This window comes from Viridibacillus sp. KH_047, assembly GCF_057838945.1.
In genome coordinates this window covers 2,102,766-2,121,163 of record NZ_CM174479.1, presented here as the reverse complement: position 1 = coordinate 2,121,163, position 18,398 = coordinate 2,102,766, and the positions used below count along the sequence as shown (strand labels likewise).

The window sequence follows — 18,398 nt, the reverse complement described above, 5'->3', positions numbered from 1 at the left end:
CGTTACTTATATTTTTCAATAAACCCAATGTCGTCAATTGGCCATATCGTTATATCGGCATTTCCTACTATTTTATTCATGGGAACTAAACCAATGATTCGGCTATCAGTACTATTTCTACGGTTATCCCCCATTACAAAGACATAGCCTTCTGGGATAACAGACATTTGCGTGTATTCTTCTAGTGTAAAGTCTTCAGTTAGTGTACCTCCATCCAACAGACTGCTTTTATATTTATTTAAATAAGGCTCATCATGCGGTTGTCCATTAATATATAATTGGTCGCTCTTATACTCGATATGATCTCCTGGTAAGCCTATTACTCGTTTTATATAGTCCTTGTCCTCAGTTGCATGAAACACAATTATATCAAAACGATCAGGTTGACCAATTTTACTGACTATCATTCGTTCCCCACTTTCTAGAGTAGGCATCATTGATTCGCCTTCTACAATAATAGGAGTGAATAGAAAGAAGCGAAATATAAACGCTAGTCCAACTGCAATGAATAGGGCTTTTGTCCATTCCCAAAGAGAATTCTTTTCTGCTTTCACATTTGTCATTTATTTCTCTCCTTTTAGTATCACATATAAGTATGTCTTTTATGGAGGATTTCATTAGTTTCACTCTTTGCCATTTGTTTAATATATGAATACAAAAACACTTCATTCATTTAATCCAAATATATAACGGCTTTATTTGGTAAAATGTTACAAAAATTTCCGGGGTAATATTTCATCCCATGACTTCTTCCTTTTACAAAACAAGTGTAATACATGATAAGATATTAATTGTATATTATCCGTTTTCGATGTGATTAGACTACCTTTTAAATGGTAGAACAGATTTTGTGGAGAGTTACCCTAACAAATAACAGCTTAGAGAGGTTTTTAAAATGAAAAAAACGAACATTCTAATGGCAAGTACGATGAGTCTTTCATTATTATTAAGTGGATTGTCGGCAACTAGCTCATCAATAACACCAGAAACAACGTCTATTACGGCTGGTACTGAAATGCATAGACATATTACCAAGGTTAGTGCACCCGTAAAGAAGATTCAAACTTTGTACATATCAAACGTTCGTGCGAATGCAGGGAGTAAATATAAAGTGATTGCTTCAGTGGAAAAAGGAAAAGTTCTCACTTCATATGCTACAAAAAAAGTAGGTTCTACAACTTGGCATAAGGTAATGGTTAATGGCAAAATAGGTTGGATTTCAAGTACTGTAGTCAAAAGCTATTCGAGTAAAACATTAAAAGTACCTTTTGTAAGTCAATTATCACCTGTGAATGCTCCATTTGGCTGTGAGGGAGCAAGTTTATTGATGGCTTTAAAATACAAAGGCTATTCAAAAGTTGGCTTACGTACATTTTTAGATGATATGCCAAAAGACAAAGGTGGTAATCCGTATAAAGGTTTTGCTGGTGGCAATCCTTATGCTAACCAAAATGGTGTATTCCAATCCATCTTCCCGAAACCATTAACGACTTATGGTAAAGAATATAGCAGTAAAGTAGCAAATATATCTGGCTACACTACTACTCAAATCAAAAAAGAAATAGATAAAGGAAATCCAGTCGCAGTCTACGTAACATTGGATTTTAAAAAGCCAGTTTGGGCCAAGTGGAAAATGGGTAGTGCGGGTACAAAGAATATTGTTGATAACATGCATGTTGTCACAGTCATCGGATACAACAGCAACGGTTCATACTATGTAGCAGATCCTAATAGTAAGAAAGAAAAATATTGGGTTAGCAAAACGAACTTTGAACTAGCATACAACGCTCTTCAATGGGGCGTTGTAGTACGATAATAATAGTTAAAACAAGCACACTACTAAACTTTTTGGTAGTGTGCTTGTTAATTTTAGTTTTCAATTAGTGGTCTTTATTTGAAATAGCAGGGATGTTATTGCAACATATCATGATTAATACAAATTAATACCGGAGGACTAAAGTATTCTCCTACTGCATCCAAAAAAATCATACTGTGCAAAAATCCCCTCTGTTATAATCATTTCATGAGCTTGTATTCCTAATTGTCGAATAGCCCTCTTCCTCTCAGGTTTGCGGAAACAGGTTCCTTTCCTATTTCACGTGCCCATATAGATAACTGACCAATATGGTGGATTTCGTGGACAATGACATGACGTATAATCTCTCCGTGTGTACATTCAATGACTCGGCGCCTTATTGGAGCGTCTCTAGAGCTAATCGGTTCTTCATTGAAATCAGTTTCTGAAAGTTTCCGAGATTCCATTTCTTTTGTCCAAGATGTTACAAATGGCTTCACTTTCTCATGGTATTGAGCTGAAAGGTTTTTCAATTTTTGTAAACTAGTATAATCCTCAAACAATGGCTCCTCAGGTACTGGTTCACCTCGTAAACCTAAGATCCACATATATTCCACATCTACAATGTGAAACAGGGTATGTAGGATACTTTCGAATCCACCGACCCGTTTCTTTAATAGTTCTTCATCCGGTATGTCTTCGCACCATGTAAACCAATCATCACGAACTTGCCAGTTATATTGAAACAGTTTCAACATCACAACAACCTCCATCTTTTATAAAATAGCATTATTATTACAAGCAGCAATCGTTTATACTATGCAATATCAAAGTGAGTCAAAACTAATTCATAAAGATAAAGCAACTAGCAACATGGGTCTCGTTTCTAGTAATGATCAGTAAAATCCATTAGTATATACAAAATTTCAAAAGGATATATAAAGCGATTAAAAAAATGCTTTATATATCCTTTTATATTGCTAATTGATTTTCTACATATTTCACTAGATTCCCTATTCTTTCATCTTTAAGACCTTCTCCAAAACCTAGGAGTACCAATGCAAAACTTAAATTATGTATAAAAGAAATTCAAAATCTAGTCATTATTACCTCCTCTTCATAAATTCATGACTGAATTCATATTAACTTATAGACAGACAATCAGTTAGGCTGAGTGAGGATGATATTGTGAGTTTGATTTATGTTATTGGATATGTTTACACTGTAGCTGGCTTTAGCGTAGGTGGCGTAATTGCGTGGATATTAAAAGGTGTTCAAAAGAAAATTGATATTATTTACGGTATTTGCGCAGGTTTAACTCTCGGTTTGTTAAGCTTTGAGATTGCTCCTGAGGCAATCATTCTTGGCAGTTGGATCACGTTTATCATTGGTTTCTTTGCAGGTGTGATATTGTTTCAGATTGCTCATAAAGTTTTGCATGTTCTTTTTGGAGCAACTAAAAACCATGTGAAAAATGGTGCATTACAAACTGGGATATTGTTAATGCTAAGCATTACATTCCACAACTTACCTATAGGAATTGTACTAGGAGCAAATCAAAACTCAGTAGTCAAGGAATCGTTGTTACACACCATTTTACTGCATAATCTACCTGAAGGGATTATTGTATTTACCCCATTATTTATAGCTGGTCTTGGAGTATGGACTTTGTTCTTCTTAACATTGATCATATCACTTCCAGTTGGCATTGGAGCTTACATAGGTAATTCAATTGGTATTGGAAATCCAATGTTTTGGTCGTTTGCCATTAGTTTAGCCGCGGGCACAATATATATGGTTACTATCAAAGAAGTATTACTTGAGTCTATTAAAGATTCTTCTGGTGTTTTACTAATAGCTATCATTAGTTTTTTTGCAATTGGTGGATTTTTATTTCTAATATAGTTTTTAATCTATCTTAAAAAGTTATTCTAGCTGTCTAACATATCAACTTAATTTTGAAGATGTTTTCATAGATAAAGGATAGATCGAGCTATAAATAGATGCTTGATCTATCCTTTTCTTTTGAGTGCCGATTTTGAGTAATCATAGATTTAATTACATTGGAAAGTTATTTTATTAACACTAAAATTATTACAAATATTATTCCAGAAATAATCGTTAATATCTCCTTTAACATTAATCTGTTCTCCTTCAATTTTTTCCAATCGAAAATCAATGCGTTACAAAATGGGAGTAATAACATTAATACCATATGGTAATAGGTACCACGATTGTTTCCGAAAGCTGGAAAAATAACTATCATGTATACTCGCCGCTCCGTTCTATACTTTCAACTAAGCTCATAGACTAAAGAAAAAATATTGAGGTGTTTTTATACAATGGATTTGCAATCTCTTTGCCAACAAAGTGCGCAAATTTTAAATGGCACGGCAAATATGCAACACGGTGTGTGCTCAATATCAGTTAAAAGGAATCTTCATGTCACAATTCAAGGGCGTCCTTCTCATGGAGCCGTACATGCTGGAGTAACTTTTGAATCACTTGATTATTCAGGAAATGCGTTAAATCTCGGGGAAGTTGTCGTACTTGATAGTGAGTTAACCCCATTTGTAAATATTTTAATTAAAAATGGTTTAATTGTGAGCGCAATTCATAATCACTGGATATTTACCAACCCCAATATTTTATATGTTCATTTCCAATCAGTGGAGCCTCCCTTATCTTTTGCTAGAAAAACTGCAGAAGCTTTCACTGTTTTAAGCCACTAACACATAGCTTTCTATGCTTTTCACCTTTCCTTTAATACTCAATTTATCAACTCTAAATCCCCTTATAACAAATAACTATTGAACTATTTATCCTTAAATTATTTATACTTGATGAAATATTAATGATGCTTATTTGCCTTGATTAATAAAGGTAATTGCCTTTTTCTGTCGAAGTATAGAATTAGAAAAGCTCGTTTTAACCATTTTGTGCAATTAACTAACATGGTAATAGTACTATTTCATATAATGTAGGGAGGATTTATTATGATATTTGATAATCAAAATAAAACAATAACCACTAAAAGGCTAGTACTTAGACTCTTTCAAAAATCTGATGCATTAGATGTTACTAAACTTTGTAATAATTATAATATTTATAAAAACACATTGTACCTACCCTATCCATACTCTAGAGAGGATGCTTTATCGTGGATTGAACGTCATCTTGATAATTTTATTGATAATAAATCCTATGAATTTGCCATAACAGATAAGAATACAGGAGAATTATATGGGGCAATAGCACTCTCTAACAATCATCAGTTTAATAATGGTGAAATAGCCTATTGGATTGGTGAAGAATTTTGGGGAAATGGATATGCTACGGAGGCAGCGCAAGCTATATTACAATTCGCATTTGATGAAAAACAATACCATAAGGTTTTCGCTCGTTACTTCAATTCGAATTCAGCTTCGGGAAGAGTTATCCAAAAATTAGGTATGAAACAAGAAGGTATATTAATTGACCATGTGAGGAAAGAAAATCGATATGAAGATCTAGTATATTATGGAATTATTAACTCAAGAGGATAATAATCGTATATTACAAAAGGTTATGGATATTAAGGAAGAATCAATTACATCGACAGATACTATAAAACACCTACAAATTTGAGGTGTTTTTTTAGTTTACTAATTAGTGCCTTTTCGCCTTCTTAATCAGTTTATTTTAGTAATTCTCCACTCTAAACTCACATCCGAATAGTTTTCTCCAATCTTTCACAGAATAGTTTTAATGTTGATTTTTATTTTAATTAAGGTGAGTATATTGCAAAAATGTTAATTATCGCTGAAATCCTATAAGTAATAAAGGAAATATTCCACCTTACGTCGAAACTGCATTAATAAGAAAAGTTTGAGGAGGTAATATATGCGAAAGAAGATTTGGGTATTATTTGTTTTTGGTTTTATGTTGCTTACAGCTTGTTCAAATACGAATGGTTTTGTAGAACTTCAACATGCAAAAGCTAATACTGATACACCTAAGGAAAATGAAAGCAAAGCAGAAAATTCAACTCAAACAATAAAAAAACTTAAAAAAGAAATTGCTGTTTATAAGATGGAAAAAGAAAACTTCGCAATTATAAGTAACTTATCTAGAGACTTTGTTCAAGCACAAAAAACAGGCAATCAAAAGCAACTACGTGCACTAATGGCAAAGGAATTAACGTTAAAAAGTAAAGCTGATGGGTTATATGTCATCATAGATAATGTAGATTGGCTTTTATATACTCTTGACGGTAAGAACTATTTAGATGATTGGGTCATTCAAGGTTACGATTATAATAAAGATAATCAAACATATAACATTTTTATTAGAGAATTTTATAAAAGTAATAATGTAGAGCTTGTTAGCCCTCCGACATTCCTACATTTAGTGTTTAAAAAGGTGAATGATGAGTGGAAAATCATTAATTTAGAATTCGACGTATAGATTTGAACCTTGATAAGGGCATAGGGCTACCCTGAAAGTTGGTTTTTACCGACTTTTAGGACTTCCCTTTCATTGTTTAGAACACATAAATTCTGTTATTTAAATGTGTTGATTCAAATCTATACCTTTTACAAAACAAAAAATACCCCAGCTTTATATGCTGAGGTATTTTTATTTACTCATTATTTACGATAAGAATTAATTAGATTTTGCTGCCATGATTGAAATTTATCTTTATAATGACTAGACTTTTCTTTAAATCCTTGCCATCTACCAGCTGTTTTTTGCTTCATATGAGCAAATCTTAATTTGAAATTGAGTTTGAATTGAGGTTTCTTAAATAATTTCATCTTACCTGTTTCAAGTTCATCCTCAAGTATTTCAATCGCACGATCTATATTCGCTTCTTTCATTCCTATTCGTGAATCCAAAAGAAGCAAAGGAATCAAACATAGAATCACGAGTACAAGTATAAACAGAATTACCATTTCTTAATTCCCTTCCGTCATAAATTTCTCAATTAACATGTATTTCCCTTTTTTGTATGTCTAAACACATCATTGGAAAGTTCATCATTATTTATTCGTCGAAATTTAGATTATTAGGGCGTTTTAGAGTATGGTTAGTGGATGATGACGATTAACATACAAATCATTAATAAGTAAATAAAGATTTGTATACTTAAATACAACTTATATTTTTGTTGTACCTTTGAATCATGGTGTTCACGAATGAATATCCAATCGAAATAAAATTTGCTCAAAATAGCTAATGTTAGGATCGATAATAGTACTAGGATGTTAATTGGGTGATAATAAAAAGCTAGAAATACAATTGCTAAAAAACAAATAACCGTTATGATCAATTGGATAATACGATTTCGATTTTTTCTTTGTAGTTTTGGAATAATAGGAATATAAGCTTTCTTTAACACTAAATATTCGATTAACCTAATTAATGCGGGAATAATCAATATTAAGGTTATATAAAAGATTTTCATATTATGTTTTAATAGCAATGCACCGATTAATTCCTCATCAAAATTGCCAGACTTTGTTTTGACCTTAAAATAACGATTTGTTTCCACGTCTCTTAAAATTGATGGCTCCCCAGGATTTTTATATATTTTAATATGCCATTCCCGTCCATCACTTGCTTGCAATATTAGATCATTAAAAGGTTCAAGTTCACTCTTATTTATATGCTGAACTTCTTTTAAGTGACCAAAATAATGGCTGAATGTTGAAAGTTGTTGTTGGTCTTCAATAGTATTCATATCCAAGTAAAGTTTTGAAGCTTTTGCTAAAAAGCTGTCGGAATTTACATCTTTTGACCAATCAACATAATATATGCGTTCTAGCTCCACTGTAGAAGTAAAATAGGTTATTGGTTCAGTAGCTGTTTTAGCTGTTTTTTTTAAAGGGCCATTAAGAGTTGTCAGGAGTAAGATGATACAGACAACAACAGTAGATGCAAGTATAACAGGAACTTGCCAATTCACTTTCTTTGTATGTATCCTGTCAATCCGATTCGAAAGTTTTTCGAGTGTGTGTAACTTCTCCTGTTGTGAACGCTTTATTGTATTTAATTTCTGTAATTTGTCATCTAAACGATCCATCATCATGACCCCCTTCTTGTAAAATCTTTTTTAGTGCTGCGATTGCACGAACTGTGTTGTTTTTAACCTTTGCCTCCGTGCATTCAAGGAACTGGGCTGTTTCTTTCACTGATAATCCTTCGATTTTACGTAATACAATCGTTTCTCTATGATTTAATTTCAACTTTCTTAAAGCCCCGTAAAGAATCGCCATTTCCTCACCAGTTTCAAGTACTTCAATCGGCGTTTGTGTATCGTCTTGATAATCCATCTTATGTGTAAGAGGTAAGAACTGAATTAATCGCTTCTTGCGATAATGATCATAGACAAGGTTTCTCGCTATTCGCTTTAGCCAAGTAGTGACTGTGGCTTCGTTTTGGAACGTTTGAAATTGCTTAAATGCTTTAAAAAACGTTTCCTGCGTCAAATCTTCGGCAAGTTCCTTATTATTAACCATGAAAAATATGTATTTATATATGCCATCACTATGTAAAATATAGAGCTGTTTAAACGGTTCCTGCATCGTCAAATCCCCCCTTTCATTAATAGACGAACCGAACGACTTTGCATTCGGAATCATTTAATCTTGAAAATAAGTGTTTTTTGTTTAAAATAATACGTGCCAGAATTCATAGCAAATAAAAAATGAACTCTTATTCTATTTAAGAGTTCATTTATATTTGTTCAATTGCTATTTAATTTTTATACTTTTAAGCTCGGGAATTTACTCAAGTTCATTTTGTATTATTTCAATGTTTTTCTCATGGCATTCTTTAGTGAAAGTTGATTGGTAACTCATTTCTTTCCCTAATTGGTCAATTGATTGACTATCACTATTTTTTACAAATTCAACGAGTCGATTAATATATTCGCGAGCTAACTCTATCCTTCTATTCATTTCATCTCTATTTTCTGTTGAGTGTCCATGTCCAGGTACAAGCACACTAATAAAATGGTTCTTTAAAATTTTTTCAGCCTTCATTAGAGTGTTTATATAGGCGTTAGCACTATCAAACAGATAAGGTAACTCAAAATCAGATAAATAGTCTCCAGTAATCCATATGCCTTGTGGTTCAATTATTGCAAATAATCCATCATGAGTATGACCAGGTGAAAGATAAAAAGTAATTAATGTATTCCCTATTTCAAGTTGTTGTCCATCTTCTTTAATAACTATATCAATAGTTGGAAATTCAATGGGATATGGTCTATCGATGTAATACTCACTATCAAAGTTATTAATTAAATCAAGTTTATATTGCTTATTTGGATGGTCTAACATCCCTATACTTCCTATTACTTTTGCATCTGGAAATGCTCCATATCCAATAATATGGTCAAAATCACCGTGCGTAAATAACAAATATAGTTCTCTTCCATTTCGAATTTGTTCTACATATGCTTTAATTTCATTTATTTCATGTGGTAGCCATGTCGGATCTGTTATTAGTATAAAATCATCAGCTTCAAACACATTACTTATAGTTTTCCATAAGGAACTTTGGTAAACAGTTAAATTATTTTTCTTAAATTGTATCATAATTATCCTCCTACTTTATTTTCTCTTAAAAATAAAAAAAGCCCGGAAAATATCATATTGATATCTCCCGGGCTTTTATCCCTCCGTGTATACAGTAAAGTTCACTGTATGTTTTCTCTCGGACCTGACCAATTAGAAAGTAAATTACGGAACCCTAGAAAACTAATAAAGTATTATTTTGACTTATTATAATTATAAAATAAAATACAGTCAACATAGTACAAAGAAAAATTCACTGAAATAATTCGAGAAAGACATGTTCTTGTGAAATTATTTGATGTGATAAGAAAAGGAGCTACTATATTAATTCATAAGCAATTTCTAATAATGGAAAAAAGGATTCTTTAAAAATACAGTTTAATCATTTCCATAATCGTAGTATACACATTATGCTTTCACAATATGAATTGGTCTCCCTATAATTACCTCAGCTGCTTCCATTGTAATCTCACCTAAAGTTGGGTGAGCATGGATTGTTAATGCGATATCTTCTGCAGTCATCCCTGCTTCAATCGCAAGTGCCATTTCTGCGATCATATCAGATGCACCAGTACCTACGATTTGAGCACCAATTAATAAGTTATCTTCTTTACGTGCAACAAGTTTCACAAAACCTTCAGTTGCGTTTAAAGCTAATGCACGGCCGTTAGCAGCGAATGAGGATTTCGCTGTTTTCATTTCGATACCTGCTGCATTTGCTTGCTCCTCATTATATCCTACAGTTGCAAGTTCTGGATCAGTAAAGCATACGGCTGGGATTGCTAAGTAATCTACGATTGAATTTTCGCCAGCGATTGCTTCTGCAGCCACTTTACCTTCATAAGAAGCTTTATGTGCAAGTTGTGGACCAGATACGATATCACCAATAGCATAAATGTTCGGTACTGAAGTACGACATTGTTTATCTACTTTTAGTAAACCGCGTTCAGCGAATTCGATGCCTGTTGCTTCAAGACCTAATTGATCCGTATTTGGACGACGACCTACAGTTACTAATACATAGTTAGCTTCAACTGTTTTTTCTTTTCCGTCAGCTTCATACGTTACAACTACGCCATTTTCATTTTCTTCTACGCCTTTAGCTGATGCGCCAACGGCAACTTCTACGCCTTTTTTCTTTAAGCTTTTTTTCACAACTTGTGTCATTTGCTTTTCGAAACCAGCTAAGAAGTCTTTACCACCTTCAATGATTGTTACTTGAGAACCTAAGTTAGCATAAGCAGAACCTAGTTCAGTACCGATGTAACCACCACCAATGACAACTAATTTTTCTGGTACTTCTGGTAAAGTAAGGGCATCAGTTGAGTTGATTACGCGTTCAGTGAATTTGAATGTTGGAATTTCAACCGGTCGAGAACCTGTTGCAATGATTGCGTTTTTGAATGTGTAAGTTTGTTCGTTGTCACCATCGATTACACGTACTGTGTTTGTATTTACGAAGTATGCTTCACCGTTCACGATGTCGATTTTGTTGCCTTTTAATAGACCTTTAACGCCGCCTACTAATTTAGAAACTACGCCGTTTTTGAATTCTTGCACTTTTGCCCAGTTAAGTTTTACTTCTTCTGCAACAACACCCATATCACCTGAATGCTTTGCTTGCTCAAAACGATGACCTACTGAAATCAACACTATTGATGGGATACAACCGACATTAGAGCAAACCCCTCCTAAATACTCTCTCTCTACAATCGTTACGTTTTGCCCCTTCTGACTAGCACGAATAGCAGCCACATAGCCTCCTGGACCTGCACCAATTACAAGCGTATCAATATACTTCATCTACTGTATCCCCCTCATTATTTGCTATAAAATGAAAAACGTTATCCCAGAAATATTTATCTTTTACACAATTGTGGTGACCTTTTGTTGCAACTTTAATTACTTGTTTAAAGTTACTATCATTTAATAGGACATCCACATTTGAAATCGGCACTTTTTTATCCTGAACAGAGTGAATTGCAAGAGATGGGGACTGTTGGTTTTTCAATATTTCTTCTAGACACCATTCTCTTCTAGCTTTTAAGAAAGCCCCTCCTCGTAATAAAAACCAACTGACAAATAGCCAACCAAAAGGAATATACGGTAGTGTTACTTTTTCAGCCATTGATTTGCTAATACTTTTTAATGATGTAGGCATTGAATCAGTAATAAGTGCCTGAATTCTCAAATCTGTAGAATTCACAATACTTGCAGCTATGCCACCCATTGAATGCCCTAAAACATAGATTTTTTCACTATTAATATCTGAACTCTCCCATACATAATCAATCGTCGCTGTTATACTTTGGACAAACGATTCAATACTCACTTGTTTTTCTGTTGAATCACTTTGCCCATGACCAAGAACATCCACAATTATTACGTCAAAACCGTTAGCTATTAGGGGATCGACATATCGCAACATGTCTGATTTATTAGAGCTCCATCCATGTATCAATAGAAAGCTACCTCTTGCCCTCTCACTTTTAATAAGCCACCCTCGAATTGTTCCAATACTCAGCTCCATTTCAATTTCTTCATAAGTTGAATTCGGGTATTGTTTATCCGCTTTTACTTTCGGTGTGAAAATATGTTGTATGATATATCTCCTCAAAAATAAAATAAATACTATGAAAGTAATGAATACTATATATTTCATAATACCCCCCTCAAAAAGATACCTTTCAGTCTCTTTTTAGATATAAAAAAGACGGCTTTATTGCCGCTCAGTCGCAATCATTGAAATATATTGCTTCAAATTATTGCTTATGATCTTCGTTAATTGTCCATCATTCTTTAATCGGTCTAATACGAGCCCACCTTCTAGTGTTGAAACAATATATATCGCAGTATCGTATGGCTTTACAGACTCCTTCAACTCCTGATTACTAATACCATCCTCTATAATTTTCACTAACCAATTTATCATTATATCCATTGCTTCATTTATTGATGGCAGTAACGCATTGCCTTCTAAATCATCCATTTCTATGGCTGCATTAAAAATAGGACACCCACCTACTATTGGTTCTCCTTCACTTAATTCTAAAAAGGCCTCCACAAATGCGATTAATCTGTCCGTTGCATTCTCGTGTTGTGAAACACTCGCTTGTAAATGATTTTGCATTATTTCAGTAGAAAAATGAAAAGACTCGACCATAAGTTGCTCTTTATCTTTAAAGTGGCGATATATCCCTCCTTTTTGAATATTCGTTTCCTGAATAATGTCATTCATCGATGTTGTCATGTAACCTTTTTTGTTAAAAATTGTAGCAGATTTTAGAATAATATTACGCCTTGTTAATTCACCTTTTCTCATTATAACCTCCAAAAAAGATACCCTTCAGTCTCTTTTAATATAAAGGAAGAAAGATACAAATTCAAGAAGTTTTTTACAGAAAATAAAATTAAGCTGTATTTAGACCGACAATTCTTCAAATAAAATCTTCATGCATCTATAGATTTCTGAGAGTTGACATCTCCTTTGTCAAAAGTACTATTAACTGCATTAATAACTTTTTCGCTAAATACTTCTTTACCATCTACATACGTAATTAAGGTTATATGTTTAATATTTAAAGAGTCACTCATTTCAACTGAAATGCCACCCCCGTTATGGATAAGATAGATTATTAGTTTAAATGGGCTAATTTCATTAAATATAGAATTTTAGGTAATTTATGTAATTTTAACTCTCCCCCTCCCCAATTCTCCGCACTTGTCTATTAATCTTTATAACTCTCATCATAAGATATCTTAATTGCAATTCATTTTAACAAATACAATAGGAGAGGTTGTAAAAACTTAAATGGATCTAATAAATGAGATTAACCAAAAAATACAACAAATTATTAAAAATCTGAAGCAAGACCAATATAATGACGGTTCGTGGAGATATTGTTTTGAAAGTGGACCAATGACCGATGCAAATATGATTATCATGTTAAGAGTATTAGATTATGATGATGAGAATCTTATAAAGAAACTTGTTGCACGTCTACTTCAACAACAACAAAATAACGGTGCTTGGAAGCTTTATGATGACGAAAAAGGAAATTTATCTGCAACAATTGAAGCATATACAGCTCTTTTATTTTCTGGACATTTGAATAAAGATGATCCGTCGATGAAATTAAGTGAACAATTTATTGTGAAGAATGGAGGACTTGAAAAAAGTCATATTTCTACGAAGTGTTTACTAGCTATTACCAACTTATACCCTTGGCCAAGACTATTTCCTATCCCACTTACTATCTTGAATATGCCAAAGTTTCTAACATTTAATTTTTATAATTTTAGCTCATACGTACAAGCACACTTTCTTCCTATCTTAATATTAGGACACGATAAATTTGTAGTTACTAATAAATGGACGCCTGATTTACAGCATTTATTTTTATCTAAAAAGAAATATAAAGCACTTAAAAAGGAAAAAAGATGGTTTAATTTATTTAAAAAGATATTGCCTACTTATAAAGAATCTACGAGGCTAAAAGCTGAACAACATATATATAATTGCATTGAAAAGGATGGGACATTATATAGTTACTCAAGTTCTACATTTTTTATGATTTATGCACTACTTTCTCTAGGTTATAAAAAATCTTCTCCTATTATTAAAAATGCTATTAGAGGTATTAGATCTTTTTTATACGAAAAAGGAGATGTTTTTCATATTCAAAACTCTCCTTCGACTGTTTGGGACACTGCCCTAATTTCTTATTCCTTACAAGAATCGGGTCTTACCATTAAGGATCCAGCTATCCAATTAGCTTCGAACTTCTTAATGGAATTACAACACAAACACTCTAATAAAGGTTGGGGTTTTTCAGAAAGCAACTCCATTAATCCTGATGTTGATGATACACAAGCGGCATTAAGGGCACTATCTAATTTTACATGTAGTCATTCTGAATTTCGTATGGCCTGGAATTCGGGAGTTAATTGGTTATTAACCATGCAAAACAATGACGGAGGCTGGGGAGCATTTAAAAAAAATAGTCCTTCATACATTAAATGGTTTTTCCCCATACAGAGTTTTGAAGACACTGCTATAGATCCTTCTGCTGCTGACATCACCGGCAGGACATTGGAATTTCTAGGGAATCATTTAAATTTGACTATGCAGCATCCTCGTGTAATGAACAGTGTAAAATGGCTAATAAAGAATCAAACTAATGATGGTTCATGGTACGGACGTTGGGGGATATCTTACATTTATGGTACATGGGCCGCTGTCACAGGCTTAAAGGCAGTTGGAGTTTCATCTGATCATCTAACTATTCAGAAAGCAACAGATTGGTTGTTAAATATAAGACAATCTGACGGAGGCTGGGGTGAATCATGCCAGAGTGATTTTCATAGAGAATATATTCCTTTACCCTATTCTACACTAGTGCAAACTTGTTGGGCGGTTGATGCATTAATTTCTATCTCTGAGTTTCCTACAAAAGAAATCATAGAAGGAGTTAAAAGAATTTTAGAATGGCAAAATACAGAAACTAGTCGGATCACTTATCCTACAGGTGCAGGTTTACCAGGACACTTTTATATACACTATCACAGCTATCAATACGTATGGCCTTTGGTTACATTGAACCATTACTTAAAAAAATACAATTAGTTCATTATTGGAGGTTTTTTGAAAAAAATAGTTTATCTATCTACCTCCTTCCTTTTTCATCTCATATACTATATTGTTCCTATCTTTATTTCTGGAATTTACTTTTATTTGAAAGGAGGTTTTTGTCAATGGCCAATATTGATCCTAATTTAATGGGTGTTTTCCGACAAAGAATTAAAAACCCCCATTGTTTCCGTCGTGTATGTGGACATCTTAGATCATGCAACTATCGTCAGTTAAGAAGTCCCGCAGGTGCATACGGTCTTGTTGATCGTCTATCTGACTGCTGTGGAGTACCTATCACAAAAGCTCAGAGAGATAATGCAGCATGCTGGCTTATGAATTGTGGAGTTGATCCTCTAAACACAGCACATCGAAGAAGGATGTGGGGTATTGTTAGGGGACGTTAGTGGTAAACCGAAACACTTTTAAAACTATTAATCAAAATATTCTTGCAAAAGAATATTTTGGTTAATAATCTTTTTTTCAAGAAAAATTGTTGTGAATTCTCTGTACGAATAACGCAATGAAATGGATTACCCCGCTTTAAATCAATTAAAGAACCCTAAAGAAAATTATCCTATAAAAAAATTAAGAGTGCGAAACCTTATAAAACTATATATCTTAACAAAAAAAAGTCAGGTTCTGGATATGTCGGAGGAGTTACAAGATTTTTCAAACCACAGAAAGACATTAAAAAACATAGTATACGGAACTACGATAAATATTTTCATTCTGATCATACCTTGTGAGTACTATTAGTAGTTTATTTTCCCGTAAATACGTCTCCTGAGTTATAAGCCCATTTTTATCGATAACTACTACAATTAAATAAACCAAAATTAAGCCAGCACTTACTAATCGCTGCCTTTCTTATTGAACTATCCTGCCCAGTTAGCACAATAAGAAAAAAGAGCTGCATATGCAACTCAATGATCTTTAATTAAACCAGCTAATAGGTTGTCAATATCTTTCTGTAAAATGATACTTTTCTTTATGCTATACTGTTTTTGGGTATACTAAATAACCCTCCAAATGTATTTGGAAGGTTTTTCATTTAATGGTCAATTAAATAAATCAAACTAAATCAAGGAAAACTTCTTTCCTTTTTAATAAAGCATATATCCAGTGAAGAAGTTTATTAATACAAGCAACTATTGCAACTTTCGAAGGTTTTCCTTCTGAACGCTTCTTGTCATAAAACTCTTTGAGTTTTTTATTTCTAGAGCTTCTTATTCCACACAAAACAGCTAAATATAAACTGTGCCTTAGCCTACTGGAACCACGTTTAGTAATCCGATTCGTTGTCGCTGTAAATTTTCCAGATGAATAAACACTCGGATCAATTCCGGCATAGGCCACCAATTTCTTAGGGTGATTAAACCGATCGATTTCCCCAATTTCTGAAATAATCGTTGCAGCGATTTTTTCACCGATTCCAGGGATTGATTGGATAATCTTATATTCTTCTATTTCACTTGCCAGGGATATCATTTGGCTCTCTAATTCCGTAAGGTGTCCTTGGTAATTGAATAGGATATCGATATACATATTAAGATTAAATAAATGACTTTGATACATCACCTTCTGAAAAGGATTTTGATTGGCTGAATCTATCAGTTTTCTTGCCTTTTCCCTTGCCCATAGGGCAGAACGATTCGGACAATACCCACGTATACTATTTGCCAGTTCCTCCTCGTTAGATTCTAGAACTTTCTCCGACGTTGGATATTCTTTCAATATCAATAAAGATACTTTAGAAAAAAGGTCTCCATAGACTTTTCTATATTCAGGGAAAATCTGATCTAAAATAGTATGAAATTGCAGCTTAGCTTCGACATACATATTCGTTATAATCTCCTGTTGCCTCGATAGATTACGAAGATTTAGAAGCTGAATCCCCCTCACTTTATAAGGTTCAAATTCCTCTTTGTAATAGAGAACACATAATTGATAGGCGTCGAAGGCGTCAGTCTTTACCTTTCTTAAACTGGATTTCTTTGCTTGATAAGAGATGATTGGATTTAACAAAATATACAGTATTTCATTTTCTTCTAAGCATTGAACTATGGGTGTATGATAATGACCTGTTGATTCTAAAATGACGACGGGCATACTCCCTGTTATCGATTTAATCTCCACTATAACTCTTATAAACTTGTCTAACTCTTCTCGATTATGCTTTATTGAAAAACTTCCTCCATGCGGCTTTCCCTTTTCTAAAAAAGCCTGTACTTCACTTTCATCTTTAGCTACATCAATACCCACTACTGGGTTCATTTTTTCTCCTCCTCTAACGTATTCACCAGTAACCCCTATTACCTTCAAGTAGTATTATAGCTTCGCTTGTTATACGAGATCTTAGTCCCAACCAGCCTCAAACATATTTCTACAAGTAGGGGGTGAACAGTTTAATCGACGGGATCCATGTCCCACGCCCCCGTACGTTCTACCCTGGCTACTGATAGCTTAAATCTAAATAAAAAAAGTTCAACCAGAAAGTTCTGGCTGAACTATATAATACGAACGCACCCGTTAGTTCAATAACATCCGCAGAATTATAGCATTGTAAGAACTATCGTATTACAATAATGGCTGCAATAGAAAGAGCAACCTGTTTTTTAGACAAGTCACTCTTTCAATTATTTATTAATTTATCTTTTTGTTTGTTAAATTAGTTCTCCACTCAATCGTCGGTGTAAGATAACTAATTATTCTTTCATCGATTAAATCCACTAGTTTATTCTCATATGTATTTCTATAAGGTTTAGGAAGTTCTTCTTTTAGCCAACTTTCCTTTGTTCCTTTCCAGATTTCAAAAAGATAACCTCATTTGGATTATCAATATCATCTGAAAGAACGGCACTTACAAAAGCTGGTTCATGTTAGCAGATAACACTCCAAAATGATTATGTGTTTTCCCTCATCGGATATCACCCCAACATTTCACTGCTCTTCCTCTGTGTAAAGTGACTATCTCTAAGTCCCAAAGTTACCAAACAACATCATACAGATAGCGAAAATAGTTATGACTAATAAAGCTAACATACCAAAAGAAGAAATAAGTAAAGTAATTATTTTTAAAAGTCCTTTTACACTAAATAAGGCAGTAAAAAATGAACCGATTAGTAGTGATAATAGTATCAATAGGTCCCCTGAATCAGGTAAGGGATTCAATACTTGTGGGATAATAAAACCTAAAATGATAAAAGTGATTATCAACACCAATGAAATCATACTCAAATATTTTCTCATTGCATCAACCTCCCTTTCAAATAAACCTGCCAAATTATTTATAATACTATTTCAACAAATATTCCCAAATACCTTTTATCCTATAAGGCGCTACTATTACACATCCTATTCCGAATGCGACATAAAAAGCCAACAAATATGTTGACTTTGGAAATTCCTT

Annotated in this window: 18 protein-coding genes and 1 riboswitch; of the genes, 7 read left to right on the top strand and 11 right to left on the bottom strand. The window is 33.4% G+C overall.

Annotated features, from left to right (window positions below; all coding sequences use genetic code 11):
- Window positions 1-2 precede the first annotated feature (2 nt).
- Window positions 3-563 carry a signal peptidase I gene (lepB, locus tag AC3IS5_RS10620; protein ID WP_489427780.1) on the bottom strand — a complete coding sequence of 187 codons (561 nt, stop codon included), beginning with the start codon at window positions 561-563 and terminating at the stop codon, window positions 3-5.
- Between the two features lie 332 nt (window positions 564-895).
- Here lepB and AC3IS5_RS10615 point away from each other — a divergent pair, with 332 nt between their 5' ends.
- Complete coding sequence (locus AC3IS5_RS10615) at window positions 896-1,816, top strand: C39 family peptidase (RefSeq protein ID WP_489427779.1); 921 nt, start codon at window positions 896-898, stop codon at window positions 1,814-1,816.
- A gap of 221 nt (window positions 1,817-2,037) precedes the next feature.
- On the opposite strand, the gene AC3IS5_RS10610 is transcribed toward AC3IS5_RS10615, so the two are convergent.
- Window positions 2,038-2,553 carry a DinB family protein gene (locus AC3IS5_RS10610; RefSeq protein ID WP_489427778.1) on the bottom strand — a complete coding sequence of 172 codons (516 nt, stop codon included), beginning with the start codon at window positions 2,551-2,553 and terminating at the stop codon, window positions 2,038-2,040.
- 430 nt (window positions 2,554-2,983) lie between these two features.
- Between AC3IS5_RS10610 and AC3IS5_RS10605 the strand changes: the two genes are divergently transcribed.
- From AC3IS5_RS10605 to AC3IS5_RS10590, 4 genes are all read left to right on the top strand, one after another.
- The gene (locus tag AC3IS5_RS10605; protein WP_489427777.1) at window positions 2,984-3,700 is read left to right on the top strand and encodes a ZIP family metal transporter; all 717 of its coding nucleotides are present in this window, start codon (window positions 2,984-2,986) and stop codon (window positions 3,698-3,700) included.
- 437 nt (window positions 3,701-4,137) lie between these two features.
- On the top strand, window positions 4,138-4,527 hold the full coding sequence (locus tag AC3IS5_RS10600; RefSeq protein WP_489427776.1) for a DUF1259 domain-containing protein: 390 nt from the start codon (window positions 4,138-4,140) through the stop codon (window positions 4,525-4,527).
- 264 nt (window positions 4,528-4,791) lie between these two features.
- The gene (locus AC3IS5_RS10595) at window positions 4,792-5,340 is read left to right on the top strand and encodes a GNAT family N-acetyltransferase (RefSeq protein ID WP_489427775.1); all 549 of its coding nucleotides are present in this window, start codon (window positions 4,792-4,794) and stop codon (window positions 5,338-5,340) included.
- Window positions 5,341-5,677: 337 nt separating this feature from the next.
- Window positions 5,678-6,241, top strand: a complete 564-nt coding sequence (locus tag AC3IS5_RS10590) for a hypothetical protein (protein WP_489427774.1) — start codon at window positions 5,678-5,680, stop codon at window positions 6,239-6,241.
- Between the two features lie 182 nt (window positions 6,242-6,423).
- On the opposite strand, the gene AC3IS5_RS10585 is transcribed toward AC3IS5_RS10590, so the two are convergent.
- From AC3IS5_RS10585 to AC3IS5_RS10555, 7 genes are all read right to left on the bottom strand, one after another.
- Entirely contained in the window at window positions 6,424-6,654 is a 231-nt protein-coding gene (locus tag AC3IS5_RS10585) for a hypothetical protein (protein ID WP_489427773.1), read from the bottom strand.
- A 209-nt stretch (window positions 6,655-6,863) separates the two neighbouring features.
- A complete protein-coding gene (locus AC3IS5_RS10580) occupies window positions 6,864-7,859 on the bottom strand; it encodes a hypothetical protein (protein WP_489427772.1) in 996 nt (331 codons plus the stop codon).
- Entirely contained in the window at window positions 7,843-8,361 is a 519-nt protein-coding gene (locus AC3IS5_RS10575; RefSeq protein WP_489427771.1) for an RNA polymerase sigma factor, read from the bottom strand. Before AC3IS5_RS10575 ends, AC3IS5_RS10580 begins: the two co-directional genes overlap by 17 nt.
- A 201-nt stretch (window positions 8,362-8,562) precedes the next feature.
- Window positions 8,563-9,378, bottom strand: a complete 816-nt coding sequence (locus tag AC3IS5_RS10570) for an MBL fold metallo-hydrolase (protein ID WP_489427770.1) — start codon at window positions 9,376-9,378, stop codon at window positions 8,563-8,565.
- Window positions 9,379-9,440: 62 nt separating this feature from the next.
- Window positions 9,441-9,547: riboswitch (guanidine-I (ykkC/yxkD leader) on the bottom strand.
- Between the two features lie 218 nt (window positions 9,548-9,765).
- Window positions 9,766-11,160, bottom strand: a complete 1,395-nt coding sequence (gene lpdA, locus AC3IS5_RS10565) for a dihydrolipoyl dehydrogenase (protein WP_489427769.1) — start codon at window positions 11,158-11,160, stop codon at window positions 9,766-9,768.
- On the bottom strand, window positions 11,147-12,019 hold the full coding sequence (locus tag AC3IS5_RS10560; protein ID WP_489427768.1) for an alpha/beta hydrolase: 873 nt from the start codon (window positions 12,017-12,019) through the stop codon (window positions 11,147-11,149). Before AC3IS5_RS10560 ends, lpdA begins: the two co-directional genes overlap by 14 nt.
- Window positions 12,020-12,076: 57 nt before the next feature.
- Window positions 12,077-12,679 (bottom strand): TetR/AcrR family transcriptional regulator, encoded by a 603-nt coding sequence (locus AC3IS5_RS10555; RefSeq protein ID WP_489427767.1) that lies wholly within the window; start codon window positions 12,677-12,679, stop codon window positions 12,077-12,079.
- A gap of 489 nt (window positions 12,680-13,168) precedes the next feature.
- On the opposite strand from AC3IS5_RS10555, the gene AC3IS5_RS10550 reads away from it, so the two are divergent.
- Window positions 13,169-14,983: a terpene cyclase/mutase family protein gene (locus AC3IS5_RS10550; RefSeq protein ID WP_489427766.1), complete on the top strand. Its 1,815-nt coding sequence runs from the start codon at window positions 13,169-13,171 to the stop codon at window positions 14,981-14,983.
- A gap of 128 nt (window positions 14,984-15,111) precedes the next feature.
- Window positions 15,112-15,393 carry a hypothetical protein gene (locus tag AC3IS5_RS10545; RefSeq protein WP_489427765.1) on the top strand — a complete coding sequence of 94 codons (282 nt, stop codon included), beginning with the start codon at window positions 15,112-15,114 and terminating at the stop codon, window positions 15,391-15,393.
- 667 nt (window positions 15,394-16,060) lie between these two features.
- Here the strand turns inward: AC3IS5_RS10545 and AC3IS5_RS10540 are convergent.
- Entirely contained in the window at window positions 16,061-17,263 is a 1,203-nt protein-coding gene (locus tag AC3IS5_RS10540) for an IS110 family RNA-guided transposase (RefSeq protein ID WP_489427764.1), read from the bottom strand.
- Between the two features lie 699 nt (window positions 17,264-17,962).
- A complete protein-coding gene (locus AC3IS5_RS10535; protein ID WP_489427763.1) occupies window positions 17,963-18,238 on the bottom strand; it encodes a histidine kinase in 276 nt (91 codons plus the stop codon).
- Window positions 18,239-18,398 lie beyond the last annotated feature (160 nt).